This is a genomic window from Heyndrickxia oleronia, from assembly GCF_017809215.1.
Classification (GTDB): domain Bacteria; phylum Bacillota; class Bacilli; order Bacillales; family Bacillaceae_C; genus Heyndrickxia; species Heyndrickxia oleronia.
On the sequence record NZ_CP065424.1, the window covers coordinates 2,326,681 to 2,353,205 of the forward strand.

The following is a 26,525-nucleotide window of genomic DNA, read 5'->3' on the forward strand; positions in this document are numbered from 1 at the left end:
ATTTATCAATGAGAATAGAAGGGGGAGTATATATTGAAAAAAGCACTCTCAATTTTTTTATTGTTTACCATACTTATTTTATCAGCATGTTCAAATACTGCAATTCAGCAAAAATCAGAAAAGGAAGGAGAGGAACCAACAGAAACAGAACTTACCTGGTTAGAAATATTAGAAGTTTATTCACAGGAGAATTTAAGTGCCCAGAATTTTTTCGAAACGTATAGTAAATATATTGACCAGTTTACTTCAACTACAGCAAGAAATATGGCTAATGAAATGTATAATAAGGTTGTACAACATTTAATAACTTCAAAGGATAATAAAAGACTATATTTCTTGTATACTGAAGGATTTATAAAACATAAGGAAGTATTGTCGAAGGATTTAGTTAAAAGCGTTAATCAAATTGTTGCAGATGTGAAAATAGAAGAAGATGCAAAGAAAGAAAAGATAAAAAGGATTTTATCAATCATCGAAAATAAGAACTTTGATTCTTTACATTCCTATATAGATGATACGCTAGATAAAGAAACTTTAGATAGTTTGTTATCGTATGGATATGCCATTGAAGAATTACAAAAAAATGGAGAAACAAATCACTTCTTCGACTTGCTTTTAAGTATTAGCCCCCTGTATAAAGGAGAAAAGAATAAAGAAATAGAAGCATTTGTTACTAAATATTTAGCATTAGATGAGTGGAAAGAAAAATATATAGTAAAAATTAACAATAGAATTATGAATCAAGAATATAAAGGTGATCAAGTAAAAAATATCCCGCTTACGGCTGGTATGTCAAAACAGGAAGTGGTTTATTCAGCTTGGGGAAAGCCATTACAAATTAAGATATTCCCTACAGATCAAGGAGTATCAGAACAATGGATATACTCAGATATTAAACATTTAACCTTTGATAATAATGAGTTAACAGGGTGGCAAGAATAAAGCCATTACCAAGTCATTTAAACAAAACCACTGATCATTTATTTTCAGTGGTTTTGCCTTTGTTATTGTTTTCTATGGAATATTTGACGAAGATTTTATCTATCTAATTAAAATCTTTCATTTCTAATTGCTGTAACCGTTCCTGGATCTTTCTTTTTTGATATAACATTTTTCCTACTTCTGCTACATCATTTATCATGGAGCGGTTAGAGATCGCTCCGAAAAGTATTCCGGCAATGGGAACCATTTGAAATAGCTTTTTCCACCCAAATTGATCTCGGAACGTGTAGACAACCTCGCGCCAGCCTTGTAATTGTGACATTACTTCATTTGAGCATTCTTCTTGATTATAAAAGGCGGATAACTCTTTTAAAATGGCTTTTTTCCCTACAACATCTGAAGATGAGAATTGCAAGCATTTTAGAATAAATATTCGTTCGTCTTTATTATTTGGATTAAAACCGTGAACGATTGCGATTTCTTGTAATGTTTTTAATGACAAGCCTAAAATTGCAGGAATATCGATCGCCAATGTAACGATTCCACCAATCCCCGTTGTTGCTCCTTGGAGTGTGGCTACCTTTGTCCGACGTTGAATAAGGTCATCACAAATGGTCCTCATTTCTTGTAAAGAAAGATGATCAATGTCCTCATAACTTTCGATTCTAACTTCACTCTCTTTTTCAATTAAGCGAAAAATTTGTTTTTCAGAGGTTAAATATTTTCCACCTGTTTGAATAAAACTTCCTAAATCATCTAAAAGAATGCCAATCTTATTATGGATAAAATGAGGGGTTAACTTGTCCAGTAGTTTAAATGGAAGTCTGCTGATTCGCTCCCAGATCCATAGGCCACTAGCAGATTTTTCCCATTTTTTAATTTTTTTGAGTTCTAGTTCTAGTTCTTCCCTTGATTCCATCTGTTATCTCACTTTCGCATTTTATTTATTATTATACTATATTTTCCAGACGGGTTTTACAACATACGTGACTACATTTTGGTATGTGTACATGTGAGCAACAATACAATAGAAATAGTGAGTGAGAGAGGAGATGAAGGGGATGGCCAATCAGGAAGAACTGAGAAGTTATTTGAATGATGTAAATTCATGGTTGGAAGAGGTATCAATTTTTATTGTAGATTTAAACAATGATACTGGGGAGGAGGATATTCAATTATTGATTAATGAAACGAAAGAACTAGTTAACAAGCAACTTGAAGACTCGAAAACAAATGAATCTAAAATTTTAATGATTCAACGCTCCGTAAGTGACATTAATCAATCATTAAAGCCTCTAGAAGCAAAACGAAACAGAATTCAAACAGCAATTCCAATTGGTAAACATATACTTCCTCCATTACCCTATGAGTATAATGCATTAGAGCCATATATAAGTGAAGAAATTATGAGACTTCATCATGATAAACACCATAAAAGTTATGTAGATGGATTAAATAAGGCTGAAACGATGTTAGAGGAGGCACGTAACAAAAATAGATATGAATTAATCAAACATTGGGAGCGAGAAGCAGCGTTCCATGGATCAGGACATTATCTCCATACAATTTTTTGGGAAGTAATGAACCCCCACGGAGGAGGGATGCCGCAAGGTGAATTAGCAAAGCAAATTCGAAATGATTTTAGGAGTTATGATCTATTCAAAAAGCATTTTTCAGAGGCTGCTAAAAAAGTTGAAGGGGTTGGATGGTCCATATTAGTATGGTCACCACGTTCCCATCGCTTAGAAATTCTACAAGCAGAAAGACATCAATTTCTAACCCAATGGGATACTATTCCACTATTAGTCTTAGATGTGTGGGAACATGCCTATTACTTACAATATAAGAATAACCGCGATCAATACGTTGATTCATGGTGGAATATTGTTTATTGGAGAAATGTTGAAAAACGTTTTGAAGAAGCAAAGAAGTTAAAATGGAAACCTTTTTAATCATTAAGTTAGTAGGAAATAACACCACTAACTTAACGGATATGAACAATTGCTTGTTTACGGATAAAAAGGTAAATGATTATCATTAAGATACCTGCTATAACAAATAGTAGTTTAATTGGTAGAAATCCTGCTAGTACACCTGATAATAAAAGCGCACCTGGTGTAGCTAATTTCATTAACATAGATGATGTTCCCGCTACTCGACCTAGTAAGTGATTAGGGGTGAATTCTTGTCGAATACTTAAGTAAATAATATTAGTAATGGTTACTGCCAATGTACGTAGTAATAAGCAGCAGCCTAAGAGCCACCAAACAGGAACAATACTCATGCAGATCATGCCAATTGAATCAATTAAAATGCAATAACTAAATAATCTTCCTCTGGGTATTTTTTTGCGGATTTTCGGTGCGAAAAATGCCCCAACTAGTCCACCGATACTTCCAATACTTAATAGTATACCTACTTGGCTTTCTGATGTCCCTAATTGATCGATCGCATAGAACATATACACACCTAGAATAAGACTAGAGGCAAAGTTCATAAAAAGAATAGCGATGGTCGGTGGTAATAGAGTTTTGTTTAGTACTAATTCTGACCATCCCTCTTTAAAGTCGTCCCATAGGGATGTTTTTTTTACTTTTTTCTCATGTGATTCAATCGATAAGCTAAATATGCAACATAATAAGGCAATTAAACATATGCCATACAAACCAAAACTAATGTGAAAGGTAGTTAAAGATAAAATAAGTCCTGCCATACCAGGGCCAATTAAATTAACTAATGTGCTTATCAAGGAAAACCTTGCATTAACTTCGGTTAAGAAATTCTTAGAAACGAGTGTAGGAACGAGTGCGTGTTGTGCATTTCCTAATGTATAGCTTGATGATGAAAGTAAAAAGCCAAATAAAAATAATTGCCAAATAGCAATCCATTTAAATATTAACATCATAACTAGAGAAGCTATTACAGTAATCTGAATAATGGTCATCCAAGTCATAATTCTTTTGCGATTAAATCGATCAACAAAGATACCTGCAAATACTCCTAATATAACATTTGGTACAAATTCAACAGCCCTCATTGTACTCATTGCCAACGGTGATTCCGTTAAATGATAGATTAATAGTGGCAAGGCAACGATATAAAATTGATATCCAAAACTTGAAATTAATGAACCAGACCAGAGTAATATGATATTCTTATTTTTCCATAGAGATGGCTCTGTTTCATTGGGAATCATTGAAAGTGGTTTTTCCATCTTTAGCCTCCTACTTTGTTCGTTATTAGCATACTGCTAAAATAATAGTAAACATTAAAAAGGTGATTAAAAAGTGATATTCTATTGGAGGAAAAAGTTCACCTTTTAGGAGGGTATATGCAATTATTTGAGCACTATCAACAATTACTAGAAAAATATGAGCAAAAAATAAAACAAAAATGGTATCCATCTGTTGATGAGATTGCTGACTGCTTAAATATTTCAACTAGATATACAAAAATGCTTCTTAAGCAAATGAATGAAGTGAAATGGATAAGTTGGTTGCCTCAAAGGGGCCGTGGAAAAAAATCAACATTAATTTTGAATTTATCTAAAAACGATATATTAGTGGAACAAGCATTACAAAAGTTGAAAAAAGGAGATTTTACAGATGCTGTAAAAATCATGAAGCAATTACCTTCAGGGGAATACCCGAACCTTCTTGAAGAATTTCAGAGGCATTTAGGTATTCAGGAGGAAAAAGTTTTGGATGATTCGAAAGATATTTTTCGATACGCATTTTACCAATCTATTATATCACTGGATCCAGCACTGATTCTCTCAAGACATGAGGCACATATAGCTGAACATATTTATGATACGTTAGTGATATATAATGAAGAACATAAAAGCATTGTTCCCCATTTAGCCCACCAATGGGAAGTGGATCGAGAAGGAATTAACTGGATATTTCATCTTAGAAAAGGGGTTCTTTTTCACCATGGAAGGGAATTAGATGCAAAGGATGTATTCCATACGATGAATCGTCTAAAAAATCTACCTGAACGAGAAAATAAACAAACGATAACTGATCTAGTAAAAGATATTATTGTGATTAATAAAAGAGCTGTACAATTTGTTTTAAAAGAACCCAATCATCTATTTCTTCATTACTTAACCCTGTTACATACAGCAATAATTCCTATAGAAGTAATCAATCATAGTAAGGAGGCATTTGGAAAATACCCGATTGGAACTGGACCATATAAAATAACACAGAACGATGATACAATGGTTGTTTTAAATAATCATCCTGTTTATTTTAAAGGGAGAACATTCTTAGATCAAATTGAGATGATAAATTTACCAGAATTATATCCAAGTGACTCAAATATACAATACCATCTTCACTTTAAAAATAAACATCATGAACAATGGGAGACATTGACAAAGATAGAAGAAGGAGCTTGCTATTTAACATTTAATGAAAAGAAACATAGTCTTATAAGTTGTAAAGAAACTAGAGATATTTTAATCAATGCGTTGAATACAAAGGAAATGGAAAGACATTACCAAGAGATAGGTGCTGTACCTGCACATAGCTTTATACCAAATAGGTCAAAAATCCTTCAAAAGAAGGTTGAATACTGCGAAAATAGTAACCCAGTCGAAAAAATAGTAAATATTCCTAAGCAATCCATTCATATATATGCCACTGAGATTAGAAAAGGTGCTAATTATGAAAAAGAAGCAAGATGGATTAAAAAGAGATGGGAACAATTAGGGGTGGACGTTTATGTTCATATTATTAGTCATTACGAGCTAGCAAAGCCAAGTGTATTACAAAATGCAGATGTCATTGTTACTGGGTTAGCATTATCTCCCAATCAAATACTTGCTCTTTCTCTTTGTTATCAATCTGAAACTTTTTTTATATCAAATATTTTATCTCCTGATAATAGTAATTATCTTAAAATTCAATTAGATTATTTGAAGACCAATATAGACTTTACAGAACAATTCGAAATTCTATATGGAATTGAGGATTGGCTTAAAAATAATAAAATAATAAAATTTTTATACCATCGGTACCATCATGTAGATGTAAAATTGAATAGTCGTATAAAGGGGATAGAATTAACGTCAAATGGTAGAGTTGGTTATAAAGAGTTGTGGATAAAATAATGAAAAGGGGTGTCTGAAAGTCCTCAGACCCCCCTTCATTCTTCATGTTGGAATAGATGATGTAGTAATCTTTCTTTATCATTAAAGAATTGTTTCATAATAGAATAATGGTTGGTTTCCTCCAAGGAAACTTCATTTATTCCTTCATCAGTTAACTCAATAATCTTTGAATCTGGATACGCCATAATAATTGGTGAGTGTGTGGCAATAACAAATTGTGATTGCTGATTCACAAGTTCATGGATTCTTGTAAGCATGGATAATTGTCTTAAAGGAGAAAGTGCTGCTTCAGGTTCATCCAGAATATATAGGCCATTACCATTAAAACGATTTAAAAACGTGGCAAAAAAGGATTCCCCATGTGATTGCTCATGCAAAGAAACACCTCCATAAGAATCAATGACCCGTGGTACAGATAATGATTCTTGATCCAACTGTTCAATATTGGAAGCAACATTATAAAATGTTTCTGCACGAAGAAAAAAACCATCTTCGGGGCGAAAAACCCCTTTGGCTAGTTTTATATACTGTTCCAATTCTGAATGGGAATCATAAGTGGAAAAATTAAAGTTAAAGGTTCCTCCTTCTGGATTAAATCCAATAGCAACGGCAATCGCTTCGAGTAAAGTAGATTTACCCATTCCATTTTCTCCTACTAAATAAGTTACCTTCGGATGAAATTGAATCCTGTCTATTGATTTCAGAATGGGAAGATTGAATGGATAATAATTATAAGATGGAATTTCCTCCGTTTTTAATTCGAGGTGTTTAATATATGGTTGATGTAAAATCGGTTCCAAAAAGAATCACCCACTATAAATTTAATGAATTCAATGATATGTTTTAGCATATCACAAATAAATGACGTCTTTTAGTGTTTTTACAGGATTGTGGTAAAAATTAGTAAAAACCTATTGGTGAATTTTTACTTAAAAGATTTAAAAGAGGATTATTTATAGTAGTAGAGAATACATATATTTAAATGAAAAGGAGTGTATTTATGGAACGTAAAGAATTTTTACTAGAGCAAATGCGTGCCTGTCATAATGAAAGCGGCTGGTTTGCTTCACTAAATGATGCTTTAAATGGTCTAGATGATGCAGATGCTGTGAATAAAGATGCAGATAAAACAAATAGCATTAAAGAAATTATTCAGCATTTGTTGTTTTGGAATGAACTTTACTTAAAAAGATTTCAAGGGAAAATGGTAATTAAGGAAGATATTATGAATGATCAAACATTCATCTATAAAAATGATAGTGACTGGAAATCCATCCTTCAACAATTTAATGAAATTTTAAATCAATGGGAAGAAGAGATTTCAAACTGTCATGAAACTAAGTTAGACAGCAATCCACCACATGATTCTAATAGTACTTGGTGGGAAGTGTTATTAAACATTCCAATACATCATGCGTATCACATTGGTCAGATCGTTCATATACGTAAAAGCCAAGGCAATTGGGACACCATGAATGGTGTGAATTAGAACTGAATTTAAGTTTCTTTTTAGCTAAGAAGGAGAATGGGAGTATGGTTTTAGAAATAAAAAATACGATAGATGATTTAAAATGGGAAGAGATCCAAGAGGTCTATCAATCTGTCGGTTGGAATAAACATACAATAGAAATTATACAAACGGTTTTTAAAAATAGTAATGAAGTTTGTATAATAAAGACAGAAGGAAAGATTGTTGGAATTGGTCGAGCACTTTCAGATGGAGTGTTCAATGCAGCAATTTATGATATTGTTGTTCATCGAGACTTCCAAAAATTAGGAATAGCAAAAGAAATCATTCATTATTTTATCGAGCGTTTTAAGAATGTTTCGTGTGTCCACTTAATTTCTACTACTGGAAACGAAGGATTTTATGAAAAAATGGGATTCAAAAAAACGAAAACAGGTATGGCAAGGTATTTAAACTCTTCATTATCAAATGAATATTTAGTGGATTAACATATTATGTAATTATTTATGCTTGATATGAAAAAATGATTTGAAAATTGTTTTAGTAAAAACTTGCATTTTTTAATTTTATCTGTTATTCTAAATAAGAATTATTTTTGTTCGGTATGTAAGGAAAAGATAGTGTTTTTAACATATCGCCTGATATCACTTGAGCAAGGATAGTAATACATTGTGTGTATTGCACACTAGGAGGAAGATTTACATGACACAAGGTACAGTTAAATGGTTCAACAGCGAAAAAGGATTCGGCTTCATCGAAGTTGAAGGCGGAGACGATGTATTCGTTCATTTCTCAGCGATCCAAGGCGAAGGTTACAAAACACTTGAAGAAGGTCAAAAAGTAACTTTTGACGTTGAACAAGGTCAACGTGGAGCTCAAGCTGCTAACGTAGTAAAAGCTTAATTGTTGCATAAAAAAAACAGACTCATTTTGAGTCTGTTTTTTATTTTCAATTGTTTGATAAGTCATTTTCTAAAGCATTGTTAATATTATGTGTTAATAGTTGGGAAAAAGCTACAAACTTCATGCGCACAAAAACCTTTATTCGGTTTGAAAGGTCGGAAATAGGGATTTTACAAAAGAAAAAGTATGAAAACTAGCTGTTTGATCAGACTTTTTCGATGACATTTTTATTTACATAAATTGTTGAATTGTTTTTTTAAGATTATAATTTTTTATTTTAAGCACACCATAAACTTTGATTGAATTAATGGTCTTTAAGGCTAAATCCGTATCAATATCCTCTTCTAGAATAAGCATTCCGATTACTTTAATATCAAGTTTCACATTATTTTGGATAATTTCTTGAAGCGATTTCCGATTGTATCTGCATATTCCAATTACAAAGGATTTATTTACAATCATTTGATTAACCTCATCGGAATGAGTTGTTAATTGATTTCGAATAGCTGTTTTAATGAAATCAGTGCGATTTGAATAAAATCCTTGTTCGACTAATAAATCCACTTTTCCCAAATCCACAACATTCATATTTATAGTTATTTTTTCAGTTTCAGCCATCATACATCTCCTTTTTGTATTATTTGTCAATTTATAATATTATAACAAAATTAGTGAGACAGGGGGTCGGTTCTTTTGTCCCACTGGGACAAAAGAACCGACCCCCTGTCCCTCCCTGTCCCTTTTAATGCAAAAGAGGGGAAATCATAAGTATATTTTACTTATGATTTCCCCTCAAAAAAAGGTAACAGTAAATGGTTTGTTTATTATACCATAGAAATATTATTTTTGATAAAAAATTTTATATTTCGAAAAAATACTTATTTCTTATTATGTATAGAAAAATAACAAGATGGTATTAATGAATTGAATATTCTTAAAGAATCTTCTGTTTTGTTTAAGTGAAAAGGAGATAAAATTATAGTTCGTACAGGGAACTCTGTTTAGGCTGTAACACTCTTTATAGAAAATCCTGATTGGGTTCCTTACATTAACCAGGGTTCTTTTTTATATAGTTCTTATTTATATATTATAGCATTAACTTTTTTACAGCCATATATAAATTCTCATAAAGGTTTTTTTCATGAAGTTTTTCTTTTAAGAGGCTCAACAAATACTTTTTGATACAAGTAGTTTAAAATTGCTACGGCCACACTTAATAGGAAAAGTTGGTTTCGGCTCATTTTAACCATCTTATATATACCTAGTTTCTCTGCTATTGTTGTTAAAGGATAAGCAAATAAGTAGTCAGCAAAAATATTACTCAATAAATACAACCAAAATCTATTGTACGTCAATTTAAAGACCCAAAAATTTATGATAGTAAAAGGACCAAAAACAAAAGAGACATCTGTTGCTAATTTAGGGAAGATAGGATTTCTTACTTTCCACCATTTTAACTTTTGAGATAGCTCACTTATTAGTGCAATAATCAAGTCACTAAAAATAATAGTAGGGAGGAAGCGAAGAAAGGAATTTTTTCCGAGCTTTCCCACAGATAACCAAGGCAAAAACAGTATCAAATACATTTTCCATTTCCCTTTCATAAACAACCTCCTGAGTAAAGTGAAAAATTACTATGCTGGACTACGAATTATTGGTATTTTTACCTAAAAAATCTTTAATATTCAATGTATTATTAGTGTAAAATCGATTGTAATTTTAATTGAGAAAGTATGTTATTGAATTATTGAAGCAAGTTTGTAAATGAAGGAATTTATGAAATGTTGGCGAATTTAATAATTGTATGAGTTCATTCTAATTGGATTATGAACCACCAAAACAACCAATTTCTGTTTATGCTTTAGTAAAGAACCAAGATGAGATTTTATTAATTAGGACTCATTAAAGTATTGTTAGCGTATTAAGTATTAGAAGATCATAAGACTCGTGACTTTTATGAGTAACTGTACAACATTAAGACTGTTGAGGCTTTGTTGCGAAAGAAACAAAATCCGGGTATACTTTATATAAATCGGGAAGGTGCTATCATGGATAAAAGGCAGCAGTTAATGAGTGAACTTATGGATTTATGCAATGAAATAATCTGGCTTAATAAACCAGAACTAGAATCGGCTTTAGATGGCTATACATTGAGTGAGATAGAATTGATCGAAAATATCTCCCTAATCCCAAATGCAAACGTTACAAAACTTGCGGCAGCAAGCTATATGACTCGAGGTGCTATAAGTAAGCTCACCAAGAAGCTTATTGCGAAAAATATTATTGAGAGCTATCAAAATGCTGAAAATAAAAAAGAGATATATTTCCGATTAACAACGAATGGGCAAAAAATAAATAATGTCCATCAAGAATTACATCGGACGTTTCTCGAACGTGACAAAGAAGTATTTAAAAACATGACTGATGACGATTTCAACACTATTTTTCGTTTCATTGGTCGATACAGGCAACATTTGAAAAATATCACTGTGTAAGTGGTATTTTTTTATTTTGTTTTATTGTTGACGAGGAAACAATAAAGGAGTAAACTGATTTTGTTAACGAGGAAACAATAATCTTGGAGGGGAATTATTATGAATACTACAATCAATAAACACGCACTGACGTTTGGGTTTATCTCTGTCTTTTTAACAGGTCTAGGATTGACTATCGTAAGCCCTGTTTTACCTTTTCTAGTAAAATCTTATACTAGTGATTCAAACAGTCAGGCTACTGCAATAACACTCATTACTTCTATATACGCAATTTCTGTATTCTTGGCTGCACCAGTTTTAGGCGCATTAAGTGACAGGTATGGTCGTCGTCCAGTGTTGATTATTAGCTTAATCGGTTCTAGTCTTGGTTATTTTATTTTTGGTCTTGGAGGGGCACTTTGGATTCTCTTCCTTGGACGTACCATTGAGGGGTTGACAGGTGGTGAAATTTGAGCGATTTTTGCTTACTTTGCTGATATCACTCCCTCCAGTGAACGCACAAAATTCTTTGGTTGGATTAGTGCAGTTGTTGGGGTTGGCACTGCTCTCGGTCCTACAATCGGAGGAGCACTTGCAACTTTTGGGAATAGCGTCCCTTTGTATGCTGGCGCTATATTAACATTGCTTAATGCCATATATGGATATTTTTTTATGCCTGAGAGCCTTGAAAAGCCTAGACGCTCTTCTAGCATTTCCGCTAAGGATCTTAATCCGTTTATTCAACTATCAAACATTTTTTCCTTTAAATCTGTTAAATGGCTACTAATTACTGGATTCCTAATATGGATTCCTAATGGATCATTACAAGCTATTTTCTCTCAATTTTCAATTGATACCTTTTCATGGAAACCTGTTCTAATTGGTTTGACATTTTCAATAATGGGAGTGCTTGATATCATCTCGCAAGCGATCATTATGCCACGATTACTTAAATTCGTGACAGATAAAAAAATTGCTCTTTTAGGTATGATAAATGAAATTATAGGTTATATCTTTATTGCTGTTTCAGCATTTACAGCATTTTATCCACTCTTTATAGTAGGTATGATATTCTTTGGATTCGGTGACTCTATCTTTGGTCCATCATTTAATGGCATGCTTTCAAAATCTGTTAGCATCAGAGAACAAGGGCGTATACTTGGTGGTTCTCAAAGCATTCAATCGCTAGCTCGAGTCATTGGACCGATTATTGGCGGACAGTTGTATTCAATTGTTAGTCACTCCACTCCAGCCATCATGGGTATAATATTAATTGGAGTATCTGCGCTTGTTTTATCAAACCAACATGGTTAGATTGAATAAAAATCGTTCTATTGAATTTGGATGTATGGCTTCTAATTGAATTAGGTTTATCACAGACAAAGAGTCTCCTTGAGATTATTGAATATTGATTAAAGATGAACCCTACAAAAAATTAAAAAATCTATTAGGAGTTATAGATTTTTTTCTCCTATCAATTAAAGAAATACAGTATGCCAATTGCTCTACCCCTAGTTTAATATGACTCTCGTTTACTTGAGAGATACTTAATCGAAGGAGATTTTCTTTTTTGTATTCTGGTAAAAACATTCTAGAGGCATCATCAACATATATATGCTGCTCGTTTAGCATATGAACTGCCTGTTTTGCTGTCACATTCTCGGGCAAACTGATGGATAGATAGAATCCTGAAGTCGGTTTAGAAAAATGAGTATTAGCCGGCAGGAATAATTCACATGCTTCTTGTAGGATTTGCATTTTTGTGAGGTATACCTCTTTTATTCTTTTGAGATGGCTATTAAACATACCACTTTTTAAATAGATTTCTAGTGCACCCTGAGAAAGTGCTGAACTATTAAAATCCGAGCTAAATTTATATCGTAAAAAGTTGTTAATCATAATTGTAGGAAGAACGACCGCAGCAATTCTTAGCCCTGGAAGGAAAACTTTTGAAAAGCTTTTAATATAAATCACTCTTCCAGAGGGATCAAAAGAAAATAAAGAATCTGATTTGGCATTTGGATCAAGGTCTCCTAATAAATCATCTTCCACTATATATACATCATATTTTTTAGCTAATTCAACGATTTTTTTCTTTTCACTATTCGTGTAACAATGTCCAAGAGGGTTGTGAAATCTAGGAATAATATAGAAAAATTTTATATCATTATTTCGAAAAATGTATTCCAGACGATCAAGATCAATTCCTTCCATCGATAGCTCAATTCCAAAAGTAGTAGCTTGGTGTAGAGTGACGGACTCAATAAATCCGAAATAAGTAGGTTGTTCAATTAGAATATTGTTTTTGCCATTTGGAAAAGGCATAGAAACTAATAAATTTAGGGCTTGCTGTGAGCCTGAAACAACGACTACTCTTTCAGGTTGAGTGAATACCTGTAAATTCTGTAAATATTTCACTAACTGTACTCGTAATGAGTAAAACCCCTGTTGATCAGAGTATGTAAAAAGCTCTTCTTTATATTGTTCAATTGCTTGATTTATACAATGTTGAAATTCAATATAAGGCATCACTCTTTTATCTGGACCAGCAGACAAAAAATCAATCGCTTCTTTTTCTTTCGTCGCATTTGGTAATTCATTAACAACATAGTAGCCACTTTTAGGAACAGAATAAATTAAATGCTCTTTTTCTAGTTCGGTGTATGCTTTAATGACTGTATTTTTGCTACATGAGAAATGCTCAGATAACTGACGAACAGAAGGGAGTTTACTACCTGCAATGAGAGATCCATTTACCAGCTGAAGTTTAATTTCTTCCATTATCTTAAAATATTTTAATCCCATATATTGATTCTCCTTTAACTGTACCATGACAGATAGGTAAAAAAATGGTTTAACTCAGTGTGTGCACCTATTATTATTTAGATTATATCCGAACGGTATTGTAATAAAAATAAAAAATGGTACAGATATGATACAAAATATATGGATAGGGGTAGGATAAGATGCAACGAGATAAAAGAGAGAAATTTGGATTATTGTTGGGATTAGTGGGTGTCATTTGTTTTAGCTTAACACTTCCCTCTACAAGTATTGCAGTAGAGTATTTTGGGACTACAGTAGTGGGTCTAGGAAGAACAGTTGTTGCTGCTATTTTAGTAGCTGTGGTATTGATTGTTCGAAAAGAAAAATTACCTTCTCCTCGTCAATTCAAAAGTCTTCTTATCGTTGCTGTTGGTGCAGTTTTAGGATTTCCTCTCCTCACATCTTGGGCAATGGAATTCTTGCCGGTTTCTCATGGAGCTGTTGAATTGGCCCTGTTACCATTAGCAACAACTGGATTTGCTATGTTTAGAGCGAAAGAAATTCCTTCTCTTAAATTTTGGATTTCAAGTATAATCGGTTCTTTAGCTGTTATTGTGTATGCACTTCATCTTGGATTTGGTCAACTACAATTTGCAGATTTAGCTTTACTAGCAGCAGTTATTATACTTGGATTAAGTTACGCAGAGGGGGGAATATTAGCAAAGGAATTAGGTAGCTGGCAAGTGATTGCTTGGGCAATCATGATTGGTGCTCCATTTTTCGTTATTCCAGTTGGACTCAACCTTACAACCGAAATGCTCAATGTCCCAATACATGCTTGGATTAGTTTTATTTATCTCGCCGTTGTTAGTCAATTTCTAGCATATGTCGCCTGGTATAGTGGAATGGCTATGGGAGGAATAGCTAGAGTTAGTCAGATACAGTACTTGCAACCATTTTTGATGATTCTATTTGCAGCTGCATTTTTAAATGAATCTATCACATTATTCACTCTGGTAATAGCGGTGATTGTTGTCTTTTCTGTTATATTAGGTAAAAATGCTCCAGTATCCAAAAAAGGATCTGTATCAGAGAAAAACTAACTGTACGTTCTAAAGATCGTAAAGAAATCTAATGAATCTTTCAGCAAAGCAGGTTGAGATTTCGTGATATTTATAAATAGATCCTTGTTTGCCCAATGAAGATACTGTGAAAAATGAAGAATTTAAAGTTTTAGTAGAAGCTATTAGCTCTAAACTGTCTCCTTCCAACGTTCTTTGTCCCTACGTTTGGTCGGCACTGATGATGGTAAGGAACGCGTCAGACGTGTGTACCATATTCAAAATGTGAATAGTTATCATAATCACTTGAAGAGTTGGATAAACCGTTTTTATGGAGTGGCTACAAAATACCTCTACCATTATTTGAGTTGGTTTTGATTTTTAGACAAAATCAGACAGCGCAATGACGACATAACGGTTAACCAGATGATTGTTGAAGGCTGTCTGTTCTCAATGGATGTGACCTATGATAAAATCGGATTACAATAATTTTCCAATTGAGCATTAAGCTTATAAACCTTTATTTCTAATAGAATAGCGGAGGGATGTTTTTTGAGGAAAGGAACCATTTATAAAAGTGAAGGGAAAAGACTTATTACTCAGCATTACGATAATTATCTAAAGTCGTTTGATTTTGATGTCGAGCAGATATATGTTTATACGAGTTATGGTAAAACACATATTCTTGTAGCAGGACAACCAGAAGGAAAAACTATTTTTATCTTTCAGGGTGGTAATTGCATTAATCCAATGACTTTATCTTGGTTTTTACCACTCGTAGATAAATACAGAGTTTATGCACCAGATACAATTGGTCATCCAGGATACAGTAGTGAAAGTAGAATTTCGGCGAAGGACAATAGTTTTGCCCAGTGGATAAAGGAACTAATGGATTACCTTAATATAGATAGTAGTGCATTTGTAGGTCCTTCCTACGGTGCAGGTATTATATTGAGATTAGCCACATTTATGCCAGATAAAATTCACTGTACAGTATTAGTATCACCAGCAGGAATCAGATTAGGTTCTAAGATTAGAATGATTAAAGATATCTTACTTCCTTTAGTCTTATTTAATGGTACTTCATCACAAAAATATCTCAATAAAATCACTGATACTATGTCAGATAATAGTATGAGAGAAATTGATAAAAAAATTATTGGAGATGTATTTAAATATATTAAACTTGAGCAAGAAATGCCCAAATTAACTAGGAAGGAAGAATTATCACATTATAGCTCACCCACTTTAATCATAGCAGGGAAAAAAGATATCTTTTTTCCTGAAAGTAGATTAAATAAAGTTGCTAGAGAAATCATTCCAAATTTAATTGCATTTAAGACTTATGATATGGGACATTTCCCATCTGAAGAATATTTGAAAAATATTAACAATGATATTGTAGAATTTTTAACGGTTTATTACTAACCCTGAATCCTTTTTTAAACTTATGGACATGGGAACTTCAAACCAATATGCGGTTCTCTTTAATGTTTAAAAAAATCAATACTAATCATTAACATAGCAAATAACTAAGAAAAGAAATTGGGTGTATGGACTGATTGTTGTTTAGAGGATCAGAAATGTACGGAAGTTATGAAAATATAAAATTTGCACTTATCAGAAAATTAGATTATGATTCTATTATTGAAATGTTTAATATTAAGCAAATCAGGAGATGGGAGGAATAATCATGAGAGAAGAGCAATTATTTGAACAAATGAAATTGTGGCGTAATTGGACTGTGGATTATCTTCGTACAATTCCGGCGGAAATCGTAGATAAAATTCCACATGGTCATAATAACAGTATACACTGGAATGCTGGCCATATCTTAGTAGGGTGGGATAATACAATGTTCCCAGCTGTTAATGAGAAGAGACAAATGCCACTAACTTATCACTTATTATTTCCGAGTGGGAGTAAACCAGAAAATTGGTCAGATGAACCACCGTCGATGGTTGAGTTAATAAAACAACTGGATGAACAACCTATTCAGATTGAACAAGCGTGTAAGGGGCACCTTGATGAACCACTGAAAGAGTCCTTCTTAGGTATGAAAACATTAGGTGACATGGTTATGTTTCATATGAATCATGAAAATCTACATATGGGGATCATTAAAAGTATGAGACAATTGCTTTTAAGTAAATAACCTCTTTACTGGTTAAAAAAAATGGGTGTGTTGTTCAATTATATTAACAGCCTTAAATTCTTTCTTAAATAAATCTATATTTTAGATGAAATGAATATTTTTAAAGCTGTCAATATGTAACTATACATATAGGGTGGATTCAATAACTTTGTTCAGAACTCAAATGGACTATATAATTACCCTTGGTAGTTAGATTCTTTTCCTAATGGAGGATGTTCATGTAGATGTACTGCACTCAAATGTTAGCTACAAATCTAACATTTTGAGGTGTTTTTTTATGGCTAAATTTACGATAGAACAAAATTAGAAGCTGATAATCATTCCAAAAATGGTTATGAGGCAATAATTAATAGTACTAAACAAGTTCTAACGTTATGTGAGAAAAGAAACATACAAGTTGCGAAATAAACTTAATCCCTTCTCAATATTGAGAAGGGACTTTTAAAATGAAGGGAGTAATAATAGATGAGTGGCAGGAAGTGAAAATGGAACTCATATTACTACTGATATAGTATATTATTTGTAAGTTATTCTTGCTTGAGCTATTTTACAAAATGATTAAAAATCCCCCTCAATCCGAGAAGGAGTTCCTACACAATATCAGGCAGCAGGTTGGCCATGTATAATTAATAATTAAAATCCTATTTTTCAAAATAGTTGTGAAGGAATCCGATTACATAAGGCAAAATATATTATAATCGGGTCAGACGATGGAACAACCAAAGTCCTTTTGTTAATAAATACTCAGGAAAGGGTATATATTTATAAAAATCTATTTTACATATTAAGGAAAATTGTTATACTTGAATTAACTTTTATGAATGGAGGCTTCCGAATGATTGATATCCTATCTTTGAACCGTTAATTTTATACGTTCAAAGGCTCTGCTTATGCTCAGAGAAAATAGGATAGATCTGTCCTTTTTATGGGAAGCCTTCATTATACGATTATAAAAGAGGGTACTTTATCAACAAAAAATGGTTATTTCTGATTGTTTTTTGTAGAAAAAGTGTCATAAAGATGGATTTAATTGAAGTTTCTATATTTTTGGAGCATAGGCAGATCGCCTATGCTTTTTATTTTTTTGCTTTTGTTTACTCGTAATAATAAGTATTAATGCTCCCTAAAAAAATATGATTAATCGGAGGGATTATTTATGACATTTAGTAATGTTGAACATGCACGAGTTTGGTTTATTACAGGTGCAAGCAGTGGACTAGGATACGAATTCAAAAAAAAAGCATTAGAGTTAGGGGATAAGGTTGTTGGCATTGCTTGAAATATTGAAAAACTGAATGAGTTAAAAAGCCAATATGAAGAAATGTTACTTCCCTTAAGGCTTGATGTTACGAATAGAAGTGATGTTTTTGCTACAGTGGAAACAGCTATTAAACATTTTGGGAAAATTGATATTGTCATAAACAATGCAGGAAATATGATAATGGGAATGATTGAAGAGTTTAATGAAGATGAAGTAAGAAGTCAAATGGAGACGAACTTCTATGGAGCTGTTTGGGTTTGCCAAGCAGTTATGCCGTACTTGAGGACGCAGGGATCTGGGCATATTATTCAAATATCAAGTATCGGCGGATTGATCAGCGGTCCTATGTCGGGAATATACAGTGCTAGTAAATTTGCTTTAGAGGGATTTAGCGAGGCTTTAGCACAAGAAGCAGCTCATTTTGGAATAAAAGTAACTATTGTAGAACCCGGAGGCTATTGGACGAATCTTTATTTAAAAATGGGCTTTACTGTTCAGAACCAAGAATATGATTCATTACGTGAAGAATTGGCTAAACAATATTCAACCGACTCAGTTGATAGTGATCCTAAGTTGGCAGCCGAGGCTATCATGAAAATGATCAATAGTGAGAATCCGCCTTTGCGTTTGATTCTAGGAAGCATTGTCTACGATTTAGCTATTGAAAATGCTGAAAAACGTATATCCACATGGAAAGAGTGGGAATCAGTCAGTCGTTCTGCAGAACATGGTATACCTGCACCAGAAGGGTATGGGATAATTGAATAGAAATAGAAAAAAATAATAAATTATTAACCTTCAAAAACTAAGTAATGATTTAATGAGAATCAATAAATTATTGTAGTTGGGATTGTTCGTCCAAAAATTTATTAGCTACAATAAACAACTCGGGCGCTTTTCTTTAGTGAGAAAGCGTCCTTTAACATGGTTCTATATAATAATTGTGGATATTCTCACTTAATCGATAGAGGGGCTTTACTTATATAAGAAATAATCAAACTTTATGATAAAAAGGAAAATTAAACAAAAATAAATCGTTATTTTTGTTAATCACTTTTCAAAATAACGGTTTTTTCAATTCCTGTTGTATATGGAGTTAAGAGGTTTGTGGAAAATATCTTGCTTTAAATAAACTACCAGATGGTAATTGAAAGGGATTAATAATATTTACTAATGCTCAAAGAATTAAAAATGAAAAATTCTTTTTATTGGTGGGAGTGATGATGTATTTTTTTGTGACGAGAATAAATGCCGTTAATGTAGCTTTTCGATCTATTACTCTGTTACCACATTCGCTTTTCGGAATATGGTTAAGCCCTTTCGAAATGATAGCAGGAAGCCTCAAGTATCCATTTACTTGCGACTTTTTCGTACATAATTTTTTAAGGTTTTTGTAAGGTTAACAATAATATGGTGAAAGGTTGGGTCGTTATACTAATTTTAAAAAGAAGCTACATATTAAAGGGAGTAATTAGTATATGAATGGATCTATTACACAAAAGGAAAGAATCATTTCCTTAGATATTATTTGTGTAATTTGCTTTAAATTCTTTAAGATGTGGCCATTAGGAAAAGTATGGCGAAAATTATGACGTATGGAAGAAATGTAGCATCCATTAATAAGTAATACAACTATGAATGCATGGAATCCAATTAAACAATAATAAAGCAGACAAGTTGGGTAAATCAGCGAATATAATCTGCTTTTTAAATGGATTCAATGTATGAGAGCAAAGGAAGTGTTTTTGTGTCTGTATATACCCTACCAATAATGACCGCTTTTATTATATTCTGTATATTGGGTTTTCTCCTGGTCATTCCTTGGCTGGTATATAGCTATAGAAAGTATGGATATTTCAGTTTTTGGGCTTCCATTGTTTTTTACTCGTTTATTTTCTATATGTTATCAGCACTATTTTTAGTTCTCTTGCCTTTACCGTCAACTAGAAACACATGTGATTTTCAAACACCAGATACCATTTATTATTCATTAAGGCCATTCACCTTTATTAGTGATACATTTAAAAGCAGTTCAATTATTTGGACACAACCGGGGTCATATATAAAAATATTCAATCAAAGTTCCTTTTGGCAGGCGACATTTAATTTTCTGTTATTACTCCCTTTTGGAGTATATTTGAGATATTTTTTCGAAGAAAAACGATATTGGAAAAGAGCATTAGCTTTAGGATTTACCCTGTCTCTCTTTTACGAAGTAACGCAGCTTACAGGGATTTACGGAATTTACAAATGTCCCTATCGTTTATTTGATATTGACGATCTAATGTTAAATAGTACAGGTGCGCTTTTTGGTTTCCTTATTGCTCCATTCATATTGGCTTTATTTCCTTCTAGGGAAAAACTAATGGCGAAAGCGGAAAAAATGCAGAAGATCCATCTAGTTTCACCACTTTCACAATTACTTGCCATACTTATAGATTATATTTTCATTAAATTGACATTTTCTTTCACAGTCGGACTACTAACATCAAGTGGATTCGCAGAAATGATGTATACAACTGTGGGCTTTGTGGTACTGTACTTTTTTTTACCTCTTCGATGGGGAGGAAAAACAATCGGAACAAATATAATGGGATTTAAACTTTCGAATTTGGAGGGAGATACCCCTTCATGGCAAGCTATGTTAAAAAGAACTATTGCCTTATATTTACCTTGGCTGGCATCTGAGTTAGTTAACCTACTCAGTCACATTAAATTAGAAATAGAATCTCACTTTTACGCTATTCATGTGTGGGTTACGATGGCTATCTTCATATTTGTAATCATCATTTGGTTTGCCTTGCTGATTCATGCTCTTATCATTATGGCAAAAAAAGGGAAACGTACTTTTTATTTTGATTTTGTGTCAGATATCATTCCAATGAAGCGATGATTATAAAAACAGCACAACCAAATAATAAGATCCACTTATAGTAGACAAAAAAGTAAACTTAGTAAACTGTCTACTATAGAAGGATTTTTTATGGGGAAAATTAGTGAGACATAATGTATTACCTTTGAGATAAGGTCAGTGGATCTACACCTTAAAAAGGGAGTGGTTCTAAAACAGTGCTAAGGAATTAAGTATTGATCATTCTGCTATTCGACGCTGTGTTAAACACTATGAAGGAGCTTGAGGGAGAATCAAGAAAGGCTATAGAGCTAGATAATGGTAAACTGAGCAGATCGTAAAGCTAAAATTAATTGTCATGAAGTAGAGATGAACAAAAAAAGTCAACGGCGAACTATTCTTTTCCTTTGTATGTATTTGGCGGATGTATCTAAAAGAGGCTATTATAACTAAAATGATGATGGAAATGGAGAAGTATAGGTAAACTATAGGTATAGACCGTAAACTGCGTGAACTTATAAAAATTCGGGCTTCCTAAATAAATGGATGTGCGTACTGTTTGAATATGCACACGGCAGATGCTAGAAAAATGGGAGAAACGGAACAACGTTTGTATTGTATTAGTGCTTGGAGAGAGTGTACATTTTACACAGATGCTGAAAAAGTAGCTCTTGAGTTGACAGAGCACGTGACTTTAATCCCGACAAAACGCTTGCCAGATGAGCTTTATCAACGAGTACGTGAATATTATGACGAAAGACAATATGCTGACCTAATTTTTATAATCAATCAAATCAACAGTTGGAATAGAATTTCTATCGCAATGGGAAACACAGCAGTTGAAAATAACTCTCAGTAACAACATCTTCTGGTGTTTGGTCCTGATACATTTAATATTATTTTCAGCAATTGGGCGCTTTTCTTTAGTAAGAAGGCGTCTTTTTTTAATTGGAACGGAGAATCAGAAACCTTCAAATTAAAGAAATATAACTGTTACAAAAGTCGCCATTTCGGTGTGTTTCGTATTGAATTATTGGTGCAAGTTGGCGGAAAAAGTAAAACAAAAATACATCAACATTCACAATTAATGTGAGTATAAGATTTTAAATAAATTTCTTTTAGAAAGGTATTTATGAGTAAATATTGTAAAGGTAAAATGCACATAAATTCCTATCTTAAGGATTATGTGCATTATGAATATTGGATATTTATGAATTTGTTTTTAGTGCCTCGTAATAACCTAATTTATGAAAATTATAAAGTTGGTTTATATGCTCCTTCGGATATGCTTCTAATAATTCAAGAATTTCTTTTGCAAATTCTAATGAAGCGGTTCCATTGGCGGTCACAATTTTTCTGTCAGAAACTGCTTGTTCTAATACATAATTTATTTCATTTCTGTAGTTATCTTTTGCATAAGATTTCAAATCATTAAGATCATTGCTTGTATGCTTTACTTCATTTAACCATCCATTGGCTCCCATAAAGACTGTTGCATCACATATTGCCCCTATTGGTATATCCATAGCAAGAGCCTTTTCCATTATTGGAATTACGTCATTGTTAAGTGGCTTACGCCAAGAGTTTCCACCAATTAGTATCAATCCATAAAAAATTTCCGGTATACTTTTTAAGGTATAATCTGGAAGGATATTTATTCCGCCGATTGACTTTATTACACCCTCATCTACACTAACTATCTTAGTGATGTACTTGTCTGTACTATTTAAAAAAGCTGCTACATAAGACATTTCCCAATCAGCGAATTCCTCTAATACTACGATTAAAATCTCTTTTTTCTCAGTTTGGTTCATTCTTAATCACTCCTAATTAAATTATAAAAATTCTATTAATTTGATACTCTCTTCAGTATATAATGGAATAGTGACAATTGATGACACAATTAGCAAAAGGGGTGAAAAATTTTGAGTAAGGCAATTAGATTAAATGAATTAAGATTGTATATTAACCGAGTCAAAAAGTTTAAGGTAGATGATTTAGCAAAAGAATTTAATGTTTCAAGAAGAACGATTCTAAGGGATTTAGAAGAACTAAGTATTTTAGGGGTTCCATTAATTTCAGAGGTAGGGGCTAATGGAGGATATCAAGTTTTAGAAGAAAAAAATCTACTTGCAGTCTCTTTTACAAAAGAGGAAACTTTCTCTATCTTTTTTGCTCTTTTGTCTTTAAAACATTTTATTAGCCTACCTTTTGAATCGGAATATAATTCAATCATTAAAAAATTCTATCTGAACTTAAATGGAAAGATGAAAGATGAAATAGATTTAATTAAAAATAAGATTGATTTTAAGATAGATAATCAGAGTAAAGAAAGTCCATTATTAAAAGATCTATTTATGGCGGTAATTGGAAATGAACCGCTTTGGATTTCTTACTTGGGGGTTAAAAGAGAAATTCAACCAGTTGGATTATTTTCTCAGTATGGAAGATGGTATTGTCCTTCGTATTGTTATCTTAGAAAGGAATTTAGACTTTTTCGTTGCGATCGAATATCAGAAATAGGATTAAGTGCAAGAAATGACAAGATCAATCTAAAAGATACCAACTTAAATGATATTATAAACATTTTAACGCAGAAAAAAGACTATGAGCTTGTTGTAGAACTAACACCTGAAGGAGTAGAAAAATATAAATCTAATGTTTCGCTATATTATCAAATATCAATAGACAGTAAAGGCTATGGAGTCATTAAGGGGTCAATAAGTGAAATAGAATTAGACTTTTTGACTGATTATTTTATACAAATGGGAAAGCATGCAAAAGTAGTTGAACCCGTAGAGTTAAGAGCTAAAATAAAAAAGAAAATTTTAGAATTAAATGATTTATATCATGATTTGTATAAGAAACTCTTATAAGGTCAAAAACCCATACTCATTTCAGATAAGCATGCAGTAAATGAAACATATCAAATTCAAGACAAACATAAAATAAGTGAAAATGAAAAATATATCAACTTTGAATGTAAGATAAGATGTGAAATTATATTTAGGAAATTCACTTCATAATTTTTGAAATAACTCCATCTTTAATTTTAATAGACTTTCTTTGATAAAGCGGCAGACTTAACATTAGATCTGGCGTTTTTTAATATTGACCAAAAAATTGTTATTATATACTACAAAATACCTAAATTTTGATTGATTAACAGGAAATTTGAACTATAATAAAGAAAGGAAGGAGTTTGCCATATGAATTTAGAATATTTGAACTTGGGAGAAGTTCTTAATTCATTAAGAGTTTATAAGAGAATAGAAATGGTTGATTTAGCCGATAATGTTTGCTCTGTGGAAGATCTAATTCTTTTTGAGAAAGGAAAAAAATACCCTACACTTGAACAATTAGCAAGTTTTGCCGATAAATTAAATGTAGAATTAAATTACTTTTTTGATTTTTCATATACCAGTCATTTTAATTATGTAAAAAATGTATTTAACTTAATTGATCATTATAAAAAACAAAGAAACTATATGGCAATCTCAAATATTATTAAAACTGAAAAGAATAACCCTATATTCCTTCATGCTTCTAATAGGCAATATTTACTATGGCACGAAGGGATCTGTAGCTTTTATCTAGAAAAGAATAAAGTGTTAGCTATTCAATTATTAAGAGATGCAATTAAACTTACTAATCCGTCTATGCAGAATTTAACAGAAAGTGAAATAGATATTCTTGCCAGTATAGCAATTATAGAAAAAGATGATAACAATTATAATGAAGCAATTAATCTTTTCGAAGAAGCAATTAAAAATATCGACCAATTACCATATTTAATTGACTCTAAAATCAGAATAAAAATTCTCTATTCATATGCACAGGTACTAACCAAGGTAGGGGAGTATTTAGACTCTATTACCTTTTGTAAATTTGGCATTCAAACTTGTATCGATAATGAGGTGAGCTACCAGTTTGCAGATCTTCATTATCAGATTGGGGAAAATTACATAAAAATGGGGAATATCGATTCAGGTATTGAATATATGAATAAAGCTTCTTTCTTATTTGAAACATATGAAGATCATGAATATGCTGATCTAGTAAAAAATGAAAAAAAGAAATTACTAGGCTCATTGACATATTAAAAAAAATTATGGAGGGAATTTATATGAAAAAACTAGTAGCAACATGTATTTTATCATTGGGAGTAATTGGATTAGTTAATGTAGGTGGAAACTCACATACGATAGCAGATCTACCTTCCCGTCATGTAAAAACTATCCAACAAGATAGTATTAACTTAGCGGATCTTCCATCTCGTCATAACATTAGTTCAGTCAGTACGTTTATGGATCTGCCTTCTCGTCATTAAAATTAAAATATTAAAGCCATTTCAAATTTTATAAAGTAGAATGACAGGGACTTTTTCTTATTATTAGAAAAGTCCCTGTTCTACATTATGTTTGGAACTTTTATCATTCCATTTCAAAAAAATAGCAAGTGGTTTTTGGTGGTATTTTGTCCTTGTAATCTTAAAAGGTTGGTTCGCTAAAGTCCTTGTAACTGGTTTTGTTTAAGGGCAGGATATTTGATGAATTTGTTTTATTGGAGTTAGAGGTAGAAAAAGAGAGCAAATGGCTCCCCAAAAGGAGAAAACCATGGGTTCAAGGTAACTAAAAGCTATGTTCTCCATCACAATAGGTTCTACCTATCAGGCTATACTTCAATTGGAATCGATGGAGATATTCAAAAAAAGGTACTTACATCACAGAAATGCTCCATTTCGTTGGATAACGAGTTAATTTTTATTAAGGTTTTTTTCGTATCGTTTGTTGCTTTTGTAAAAACATAACGGCCGCTTTATACACCCAATAAAGATTCAGGCATTTATGAAGTTGTAGCATTAAGTACTTAGAGAGCAGTGGGACAAAATGGAGTAAAGAAGCCATTTGTGATTATTTTAATATATATCACAAATGGCTTTATCTTTAGAATAGTCCTGCTTCCTTTGCAGCAGCAAAACTATTTCTAGCAAACTCTTCAGCAGACATGCCTACATTCTCCCAATGTATATACATTAAACGTGGTTCTTCAAAGAGCCAATGGTTATGAAAGGCCGTTACGATTAGGCCTCTTTTCCGTAATGCCGCAATCATTCGATTGAGTTCTTTTTGGAGAACTACTGATTCACCAAGATTTAACCCATTATTTTCAAAGGATAACATAAACGGGAGTGCAAGCGGTGAACGCGTGCGGCGGTTTAAAATAGTAGCATTAATATCACGAAGGCGCATGACAGTACACACTGGTGCTGCTGAAATAACTTCACCGCCGATAATATCTGCTAGTCGTTGGCATGTTGAAGCAGTTATATCCCTACTAGCACCACGATCTGTACTTCTCATACGTTTGTTGGAGTGTCGCACCATAGGATTTGAACTAGATTCCATATCAAAATCCATCTGATTTCTCCCGAATGGGCTTGGATCGATATCACGATTAACAAATCTGAACCAATTTTCAAAAACGTCGCGTCTTTCCATTAAATCACCTCCTTGTCGTAAACC

At 32.5% G+C, this 26,525-nt stretch carries 24 protein-coding genes and 3 pseudogenes; 19 read left to right on the top strand and 8 right to left on the bottom strand.

The window, feature by feature from the left end; genetic code table 11:
• The first annotated feature begins 33 nt into the window (after positions 1 to 33).
• Positions 34 to 942 (top strand): hypothetical protein, encoded by a 909-nt coding sequence (locus I5818_RS11655; RefSeq protein ID WP_071974901.1) that lies wholly within the window; start codon positions 34 to 36, stop codon positions 940 to 942.
• Positions 943 to 1,045: 103 nt separating this feature from the next.
• On the opposite strand, the gene I5818_RS11660 is transcribed toward I5818_RS11655, so the two are convergent.
• Positions 1,046 to 1,861, bottom strand: a complete 816-nt coding sequence (locus I5818_RS11660; RefSeq protein ID WP_078111309.1) for an EcsC family protein — start codon at positions 1,859 to 1,861, stop codon at positions 1,046 to 1,048.
• A 142-nt stretch (positions 1,862 to 2,003) separates the two neighbouring features.
• On the opposite strand from I5818_RS11660, the gene I5818_RS11665 reads away from it, so the two are divergent.
• Positions 2,004 to 2,894: a superoxide dismutase gene (locus tag I5818_RS11665; protein WP_078111308.1), complete on the top strand. Its 891-nt coding sequence runs from the start codon at positions 2,004 to 2,006 to the stop codon at positions 2,892 to 2,894.
• 32 nt (positions 2,895 to 2,926) lie between these two features.
• Here I5818_RS11665 and I5818_RS11670 read toward each other — a convergent pair whose 3' ends face one another.
• Complete coding sequence (locus I5818_RS11670; RefSeq protein WP_071974898.1) at positions 2,927 to 4,156, bottom strand: MFS transporter; 1,230 nt, start codon at positions 4,154 to 4,156, stop codon at positions 2,927 to 2,929.
• A gap of 117 nt (positions 4,157 to 4,273) precedes the next feature.
• Here I5818_RS11670 and I5818_RS11675 point away from each other — a divergent pair, with 117 nt between their 5' ends.
• Entirely contained in the window at positions 4,274 to 6,061 is a 1,788-nt protein-coding gene (locus tag I5818_RS11675; protein WP_078111307.1) for an ABC transporter substrate-binding protein, read from the top strand.
• 35 nt (positions 6,062 to 6,096) lie between these two features.
• Here the strand turns inward: I5818_RS11675 and I5818_RS11680 are convergent, their stop codons facing one another.
• A complete protein-coding gene (locus I5818_RS11680) occupies positions 6,097 to 6,852 on the bottom strand; it encodes an AAA family ATPase (RefSeq protein WP_071974983.1) in 756 nt (251 codons plus the stop codon).
• A gap of 209 nt (positions 6,853 to 7,061) precedes the next feature.
• Between I5818_RS11680 and I5818_RS11685 the strand changes: the two genes are divergently transcribed.
• The 3 genes from I5818_RS11685 (at position 7,062) to I5818_RS11695 (ending at position 8,432) form a co-directional block, all read left to right on the top strand.
• Complete coding sequence (locus I5818_RS11685) at positions 7,062 to 7,550, top strand: DinB family protein (protein ID WP_078111306.1); 489 nt, start codon at positions 7,062 to 7,064, stop codon at positions 7,548 to 7,550.
• Positions 7,551 to 7,594: 44 nt separating this feature from the next.
• Complete coding sequence (locus tag I5818_RS11690) at positions 7,595 to 8,017, top strand: GNAT family N-acetyltransferase (RefSeq protein WP_071974896.1); 423 nt, start codon at positions 7,595 to 7,597, stop codon at positions 8,015 to 8,017.
• A gap of 214 nt (positions 8,018 to 8,231) precedes the next feature.
• Positions 8,232 to 8,432, top strand: coding sequence for a cold-shock protein (locus tag I5818_RS11695; protein WP_058006790.1), 201 nt, complete (start codon positions 8,232 to 8,234; stop codon positions 8,430 to 8,432).
• A 231-nt stretch (positions 8,433 to 8,663) separates the two neighbouring features.
• On the opposite strand, the gene I5818_RS11700 is transcribed toward I5818_RS11695, so the two are convergent.
• Together I5818_RS11700 and I5818_RS11705 are read right to left on the bottom strand one after the other, a co-directional pair.
• The gene (locus I5818_RS11700; RefSeq protein ID WP_058006791.1) at positions 8,664 to 9,050 is read right to left on the bottom strand and encodes a hypothetical protein; all 387 of its coding nucleotides are present in this window, start codon (positions 9,048 to 9,050) and stop codon (positions 8,664 to 8,666) included.
• A gap of 521 nt (positions 9,051 to 9,571) precedes the next feature.
• Entirely contained in the window at positions 9,572 to 10,036 is a 465-nt protein-coding gene (locus I5818_RS11705; protein WP_078111467.1) for a hypothetical protein, read from the bottom strand.
• A 444-nt stretch (positions 10,037 to 10,480) separates the two neighbouring features.
• Between I5818_RS11705 and I5818_RS11710 the strand changes: the two genes are divergently transcribed.
• Together I5818_RS11710 and I5818_RS11715 are read left to right on the top strand one after the other, a co-directional pair.
• Positions 10,481 to 10,927 carry a MarR family transcriptional regulator gene (locus I5818_RS11710; RefSeq protein WP_071974982.1) on the top strand — a complete coding sequence of 149 codons (447 nt, stop codon included), beginning with the start codon at positions 10,481 to 10,483 and terminating at the stop codon, positions 10,925 to 10,927.
• 99 nt (positions 10,928 to 11,026) lie between these two features.
• Positions 11,027 to 12,220, top strand: a pseudogene (locus tag I5818_RS11715) (MFS transporter).
• A gap of 111 nt (positions 12,221 to 12,331) precedes the next feature.
• Here I5818_RS11715 and I5818_RS11720 read toward each other — a convergent pair.
• Positions 12,332 to 13,711, bottom strand: a complete 1,380-nt coding sequence (locus I5818_RS11720) for an aminotransferase-like domain-containing protein (protein ID WP_071974893.1) — start codon at positions 13,709 to 13,711, stop codon at positions 12,332 to 12,334.
• Positions 13,712 to 13,872: 161 nt separating this feature from the next.
• On the opposite strand from I5818_RS11720, the gene I5818_RS11725 reads away from it, so the two are divergent.
• The 8 genes and pseudogenes from I5818_RS11725 to I5818_RS11750 all read left to right on the top strand — a co-directional run bounded on the left by I5818_RS11725 (position 13,873) and on the right by I5818_RS11750 (position 21,859).
• Positions 13,873 to 14,775: a DMT family transporter gene (locus I5818_RS11725; RefSeq protein WP_071974892.1), complete on the top strand. Its 903-nt coding sequence runs from the start codon at positions 13,873 to 13,875 to the stop codon at positions 14,773 to 14,775.
• A 130-nt stretch (positions 14,776 to 14,905) separates the two neighbouring features.
• Positions 14,906 to 15,222, top strand: a pseudogene (locus tag I5818_RS26045) (IS1595 family transposase); the annotation flags it as partial.
• A 63-nt stretch (positions 15,223 to 15,285) separates the two neighbouring features.
• Positions 15,286 to 16,161 (top strand): alpha/beta fold hydrolase, encoded by an 876-nt coding sequence (locus tag I5818_RS11730; RefSeq protein WP_071974891.1) that lies wholly within the window; start codon positions 15,286 to 15,288, stop codon positions 16,159 to 16,161.
• A 265-nt stretch (positions 16,162 to 16,426) separates the two neighbouring features.
• The gene (locus I5818_RS11735; RefSeq protein ID WP_071974890.1) at positions 16,427 to 16,888 is read left to right on the top strand and encodes a DinB family protein; all 462 of its coding nucleotides are present in this window, start codon (positions 16,427 to 16,429) and stop codon (positions 16,886 to 16,888) included.
• A 1,156-nt stretch (positions 16,889 to 18,044) separates the two neighbouring features.
• Positions 18,045 to 18,167: a hypothetical protein gene (locus tag I5818_RS26235; protein WP_260838859.1), complete on the top strand. Its 123-nt coding sequence runs from the start codon at positions 18,045 to 18,047 to the stop codon at positions 18,165 to 18,167.
• A gap of 12 nt (positions 18,168 to 18,179) precedes the next feature.
• Positions 18,180 to 18,917 (top strand): SDR family NAD(P)-dependent oxidoreductase, encoded by a 738-nt coding sequence (locus tag I5818_RS11740; RefSeq protein WP_268876205.1) that lies wholly within the window; start codon positions 18,180 to 18,182, stop codon positions 18,915 to 18,917.
• 1,132 nt (positions 18,918 to 20,049) lie between these two features.
• Positions 20,050 to 21,042 carry a VanZ family protein gene (locus I5818_RS11745; protein WP_235849856.1) on the top strand — a complete coding sequence of 331 codons (993 nt, stop codon included), beginning with the start codon at positions 20,050 to 20,052 and terminating at the stop codon, positions 21,040 to 21,042.
• Positions 21,043 to 21,424: 382 nt separating this feature from the next.
• Positions 21,425 to 21,859: pseudogene (locus I5818_RS11750) on the top strand (carboxymuconolactone decarboxylase family protein).
• 349 nt (positions 21,860 to 22,208) lie between these two features.
• Here the strand turns inward: I5818_RS11750 and I5818_RS11755 are convergent.
• A complete protein-coding gene (locus tag I5818_RS11755; RefSeq protein ID WP_078111384.1) occupies positions 22,209 to 22,814 on the bottom strand; it encodes a DJ-1/PfpI family protein in 606 nt (201 codons plus the stop codon).
• A gap of 111 nt (positions 22,815 to 22,925) precedes the next feature.
• Between I5818_RS11755 and I5818_RS11760 the strand changes: the two genes are divergently transcribed.
• The 3 genes from I5818_RS11760 (at position 22,926) to I5818_RS11770 (ending at position 25,330) form a co-directional block, all read left to right on the top strand.
• Positions 22,926 to 23,876: a helix-turn-helix transcriptional regulator gene (locus I5818_RS11760; protein WP_078111383.1), complete on the top strand. Its 951-nt coding sequence runs from the start codon at positions 22,926 to 22,928 to the stop codon at positions 23,874 to 23,876.
• Positions 23,877 to 24,209: 333 nt separating this feature from the next.
• On the top strand, positions 24,210 to 25,103 hold the full coding sequence (locus I5818_RS11765; protein ID WP_078110235.1) for a helix-turn-helix domain-containing protein: 894 nt from the start codon (positions 24,210 to 24,212) through the stop codon (positions 25,101 to 25,103).
• A 23-nt stretch (positions 25,104 to 25,126) separates the two neighbouring features.
• Positions 25,127 to 25,330 carry a hypothetical protein gene (locus I5818_RS11770; RefSeq protein ID WP_071974884.1) on the top strand — a complete coding sequence of 68 codons (204 nt, stop codon included), beginning with the start codon at positions 25,127 to 25,129 and terminating at the stop codon, positions 25,328 to 25,330.
• Positions 25,331 to 25,946: 616 nt separating this feature from the next.
• On the opposite strand, the gene I5818_RS11775 is transcribed toward I5818_RS11770, so the two are convergent.
• The gene (locus tag I5818_RS11775) at positions 25,947 to 26,501 is read right to left on the bottom strand and encodes a DUF1259 domain-containing protein (protein WP_235849662.1); all 555 of its coding nucleotides are present in this window, start codon (positions 26,499 to 26,501) and stop codon (positions 25,947 to 25,949) included.
• Positions 26,502 to 26,525 lie beyond the last annotated feature (24 nt).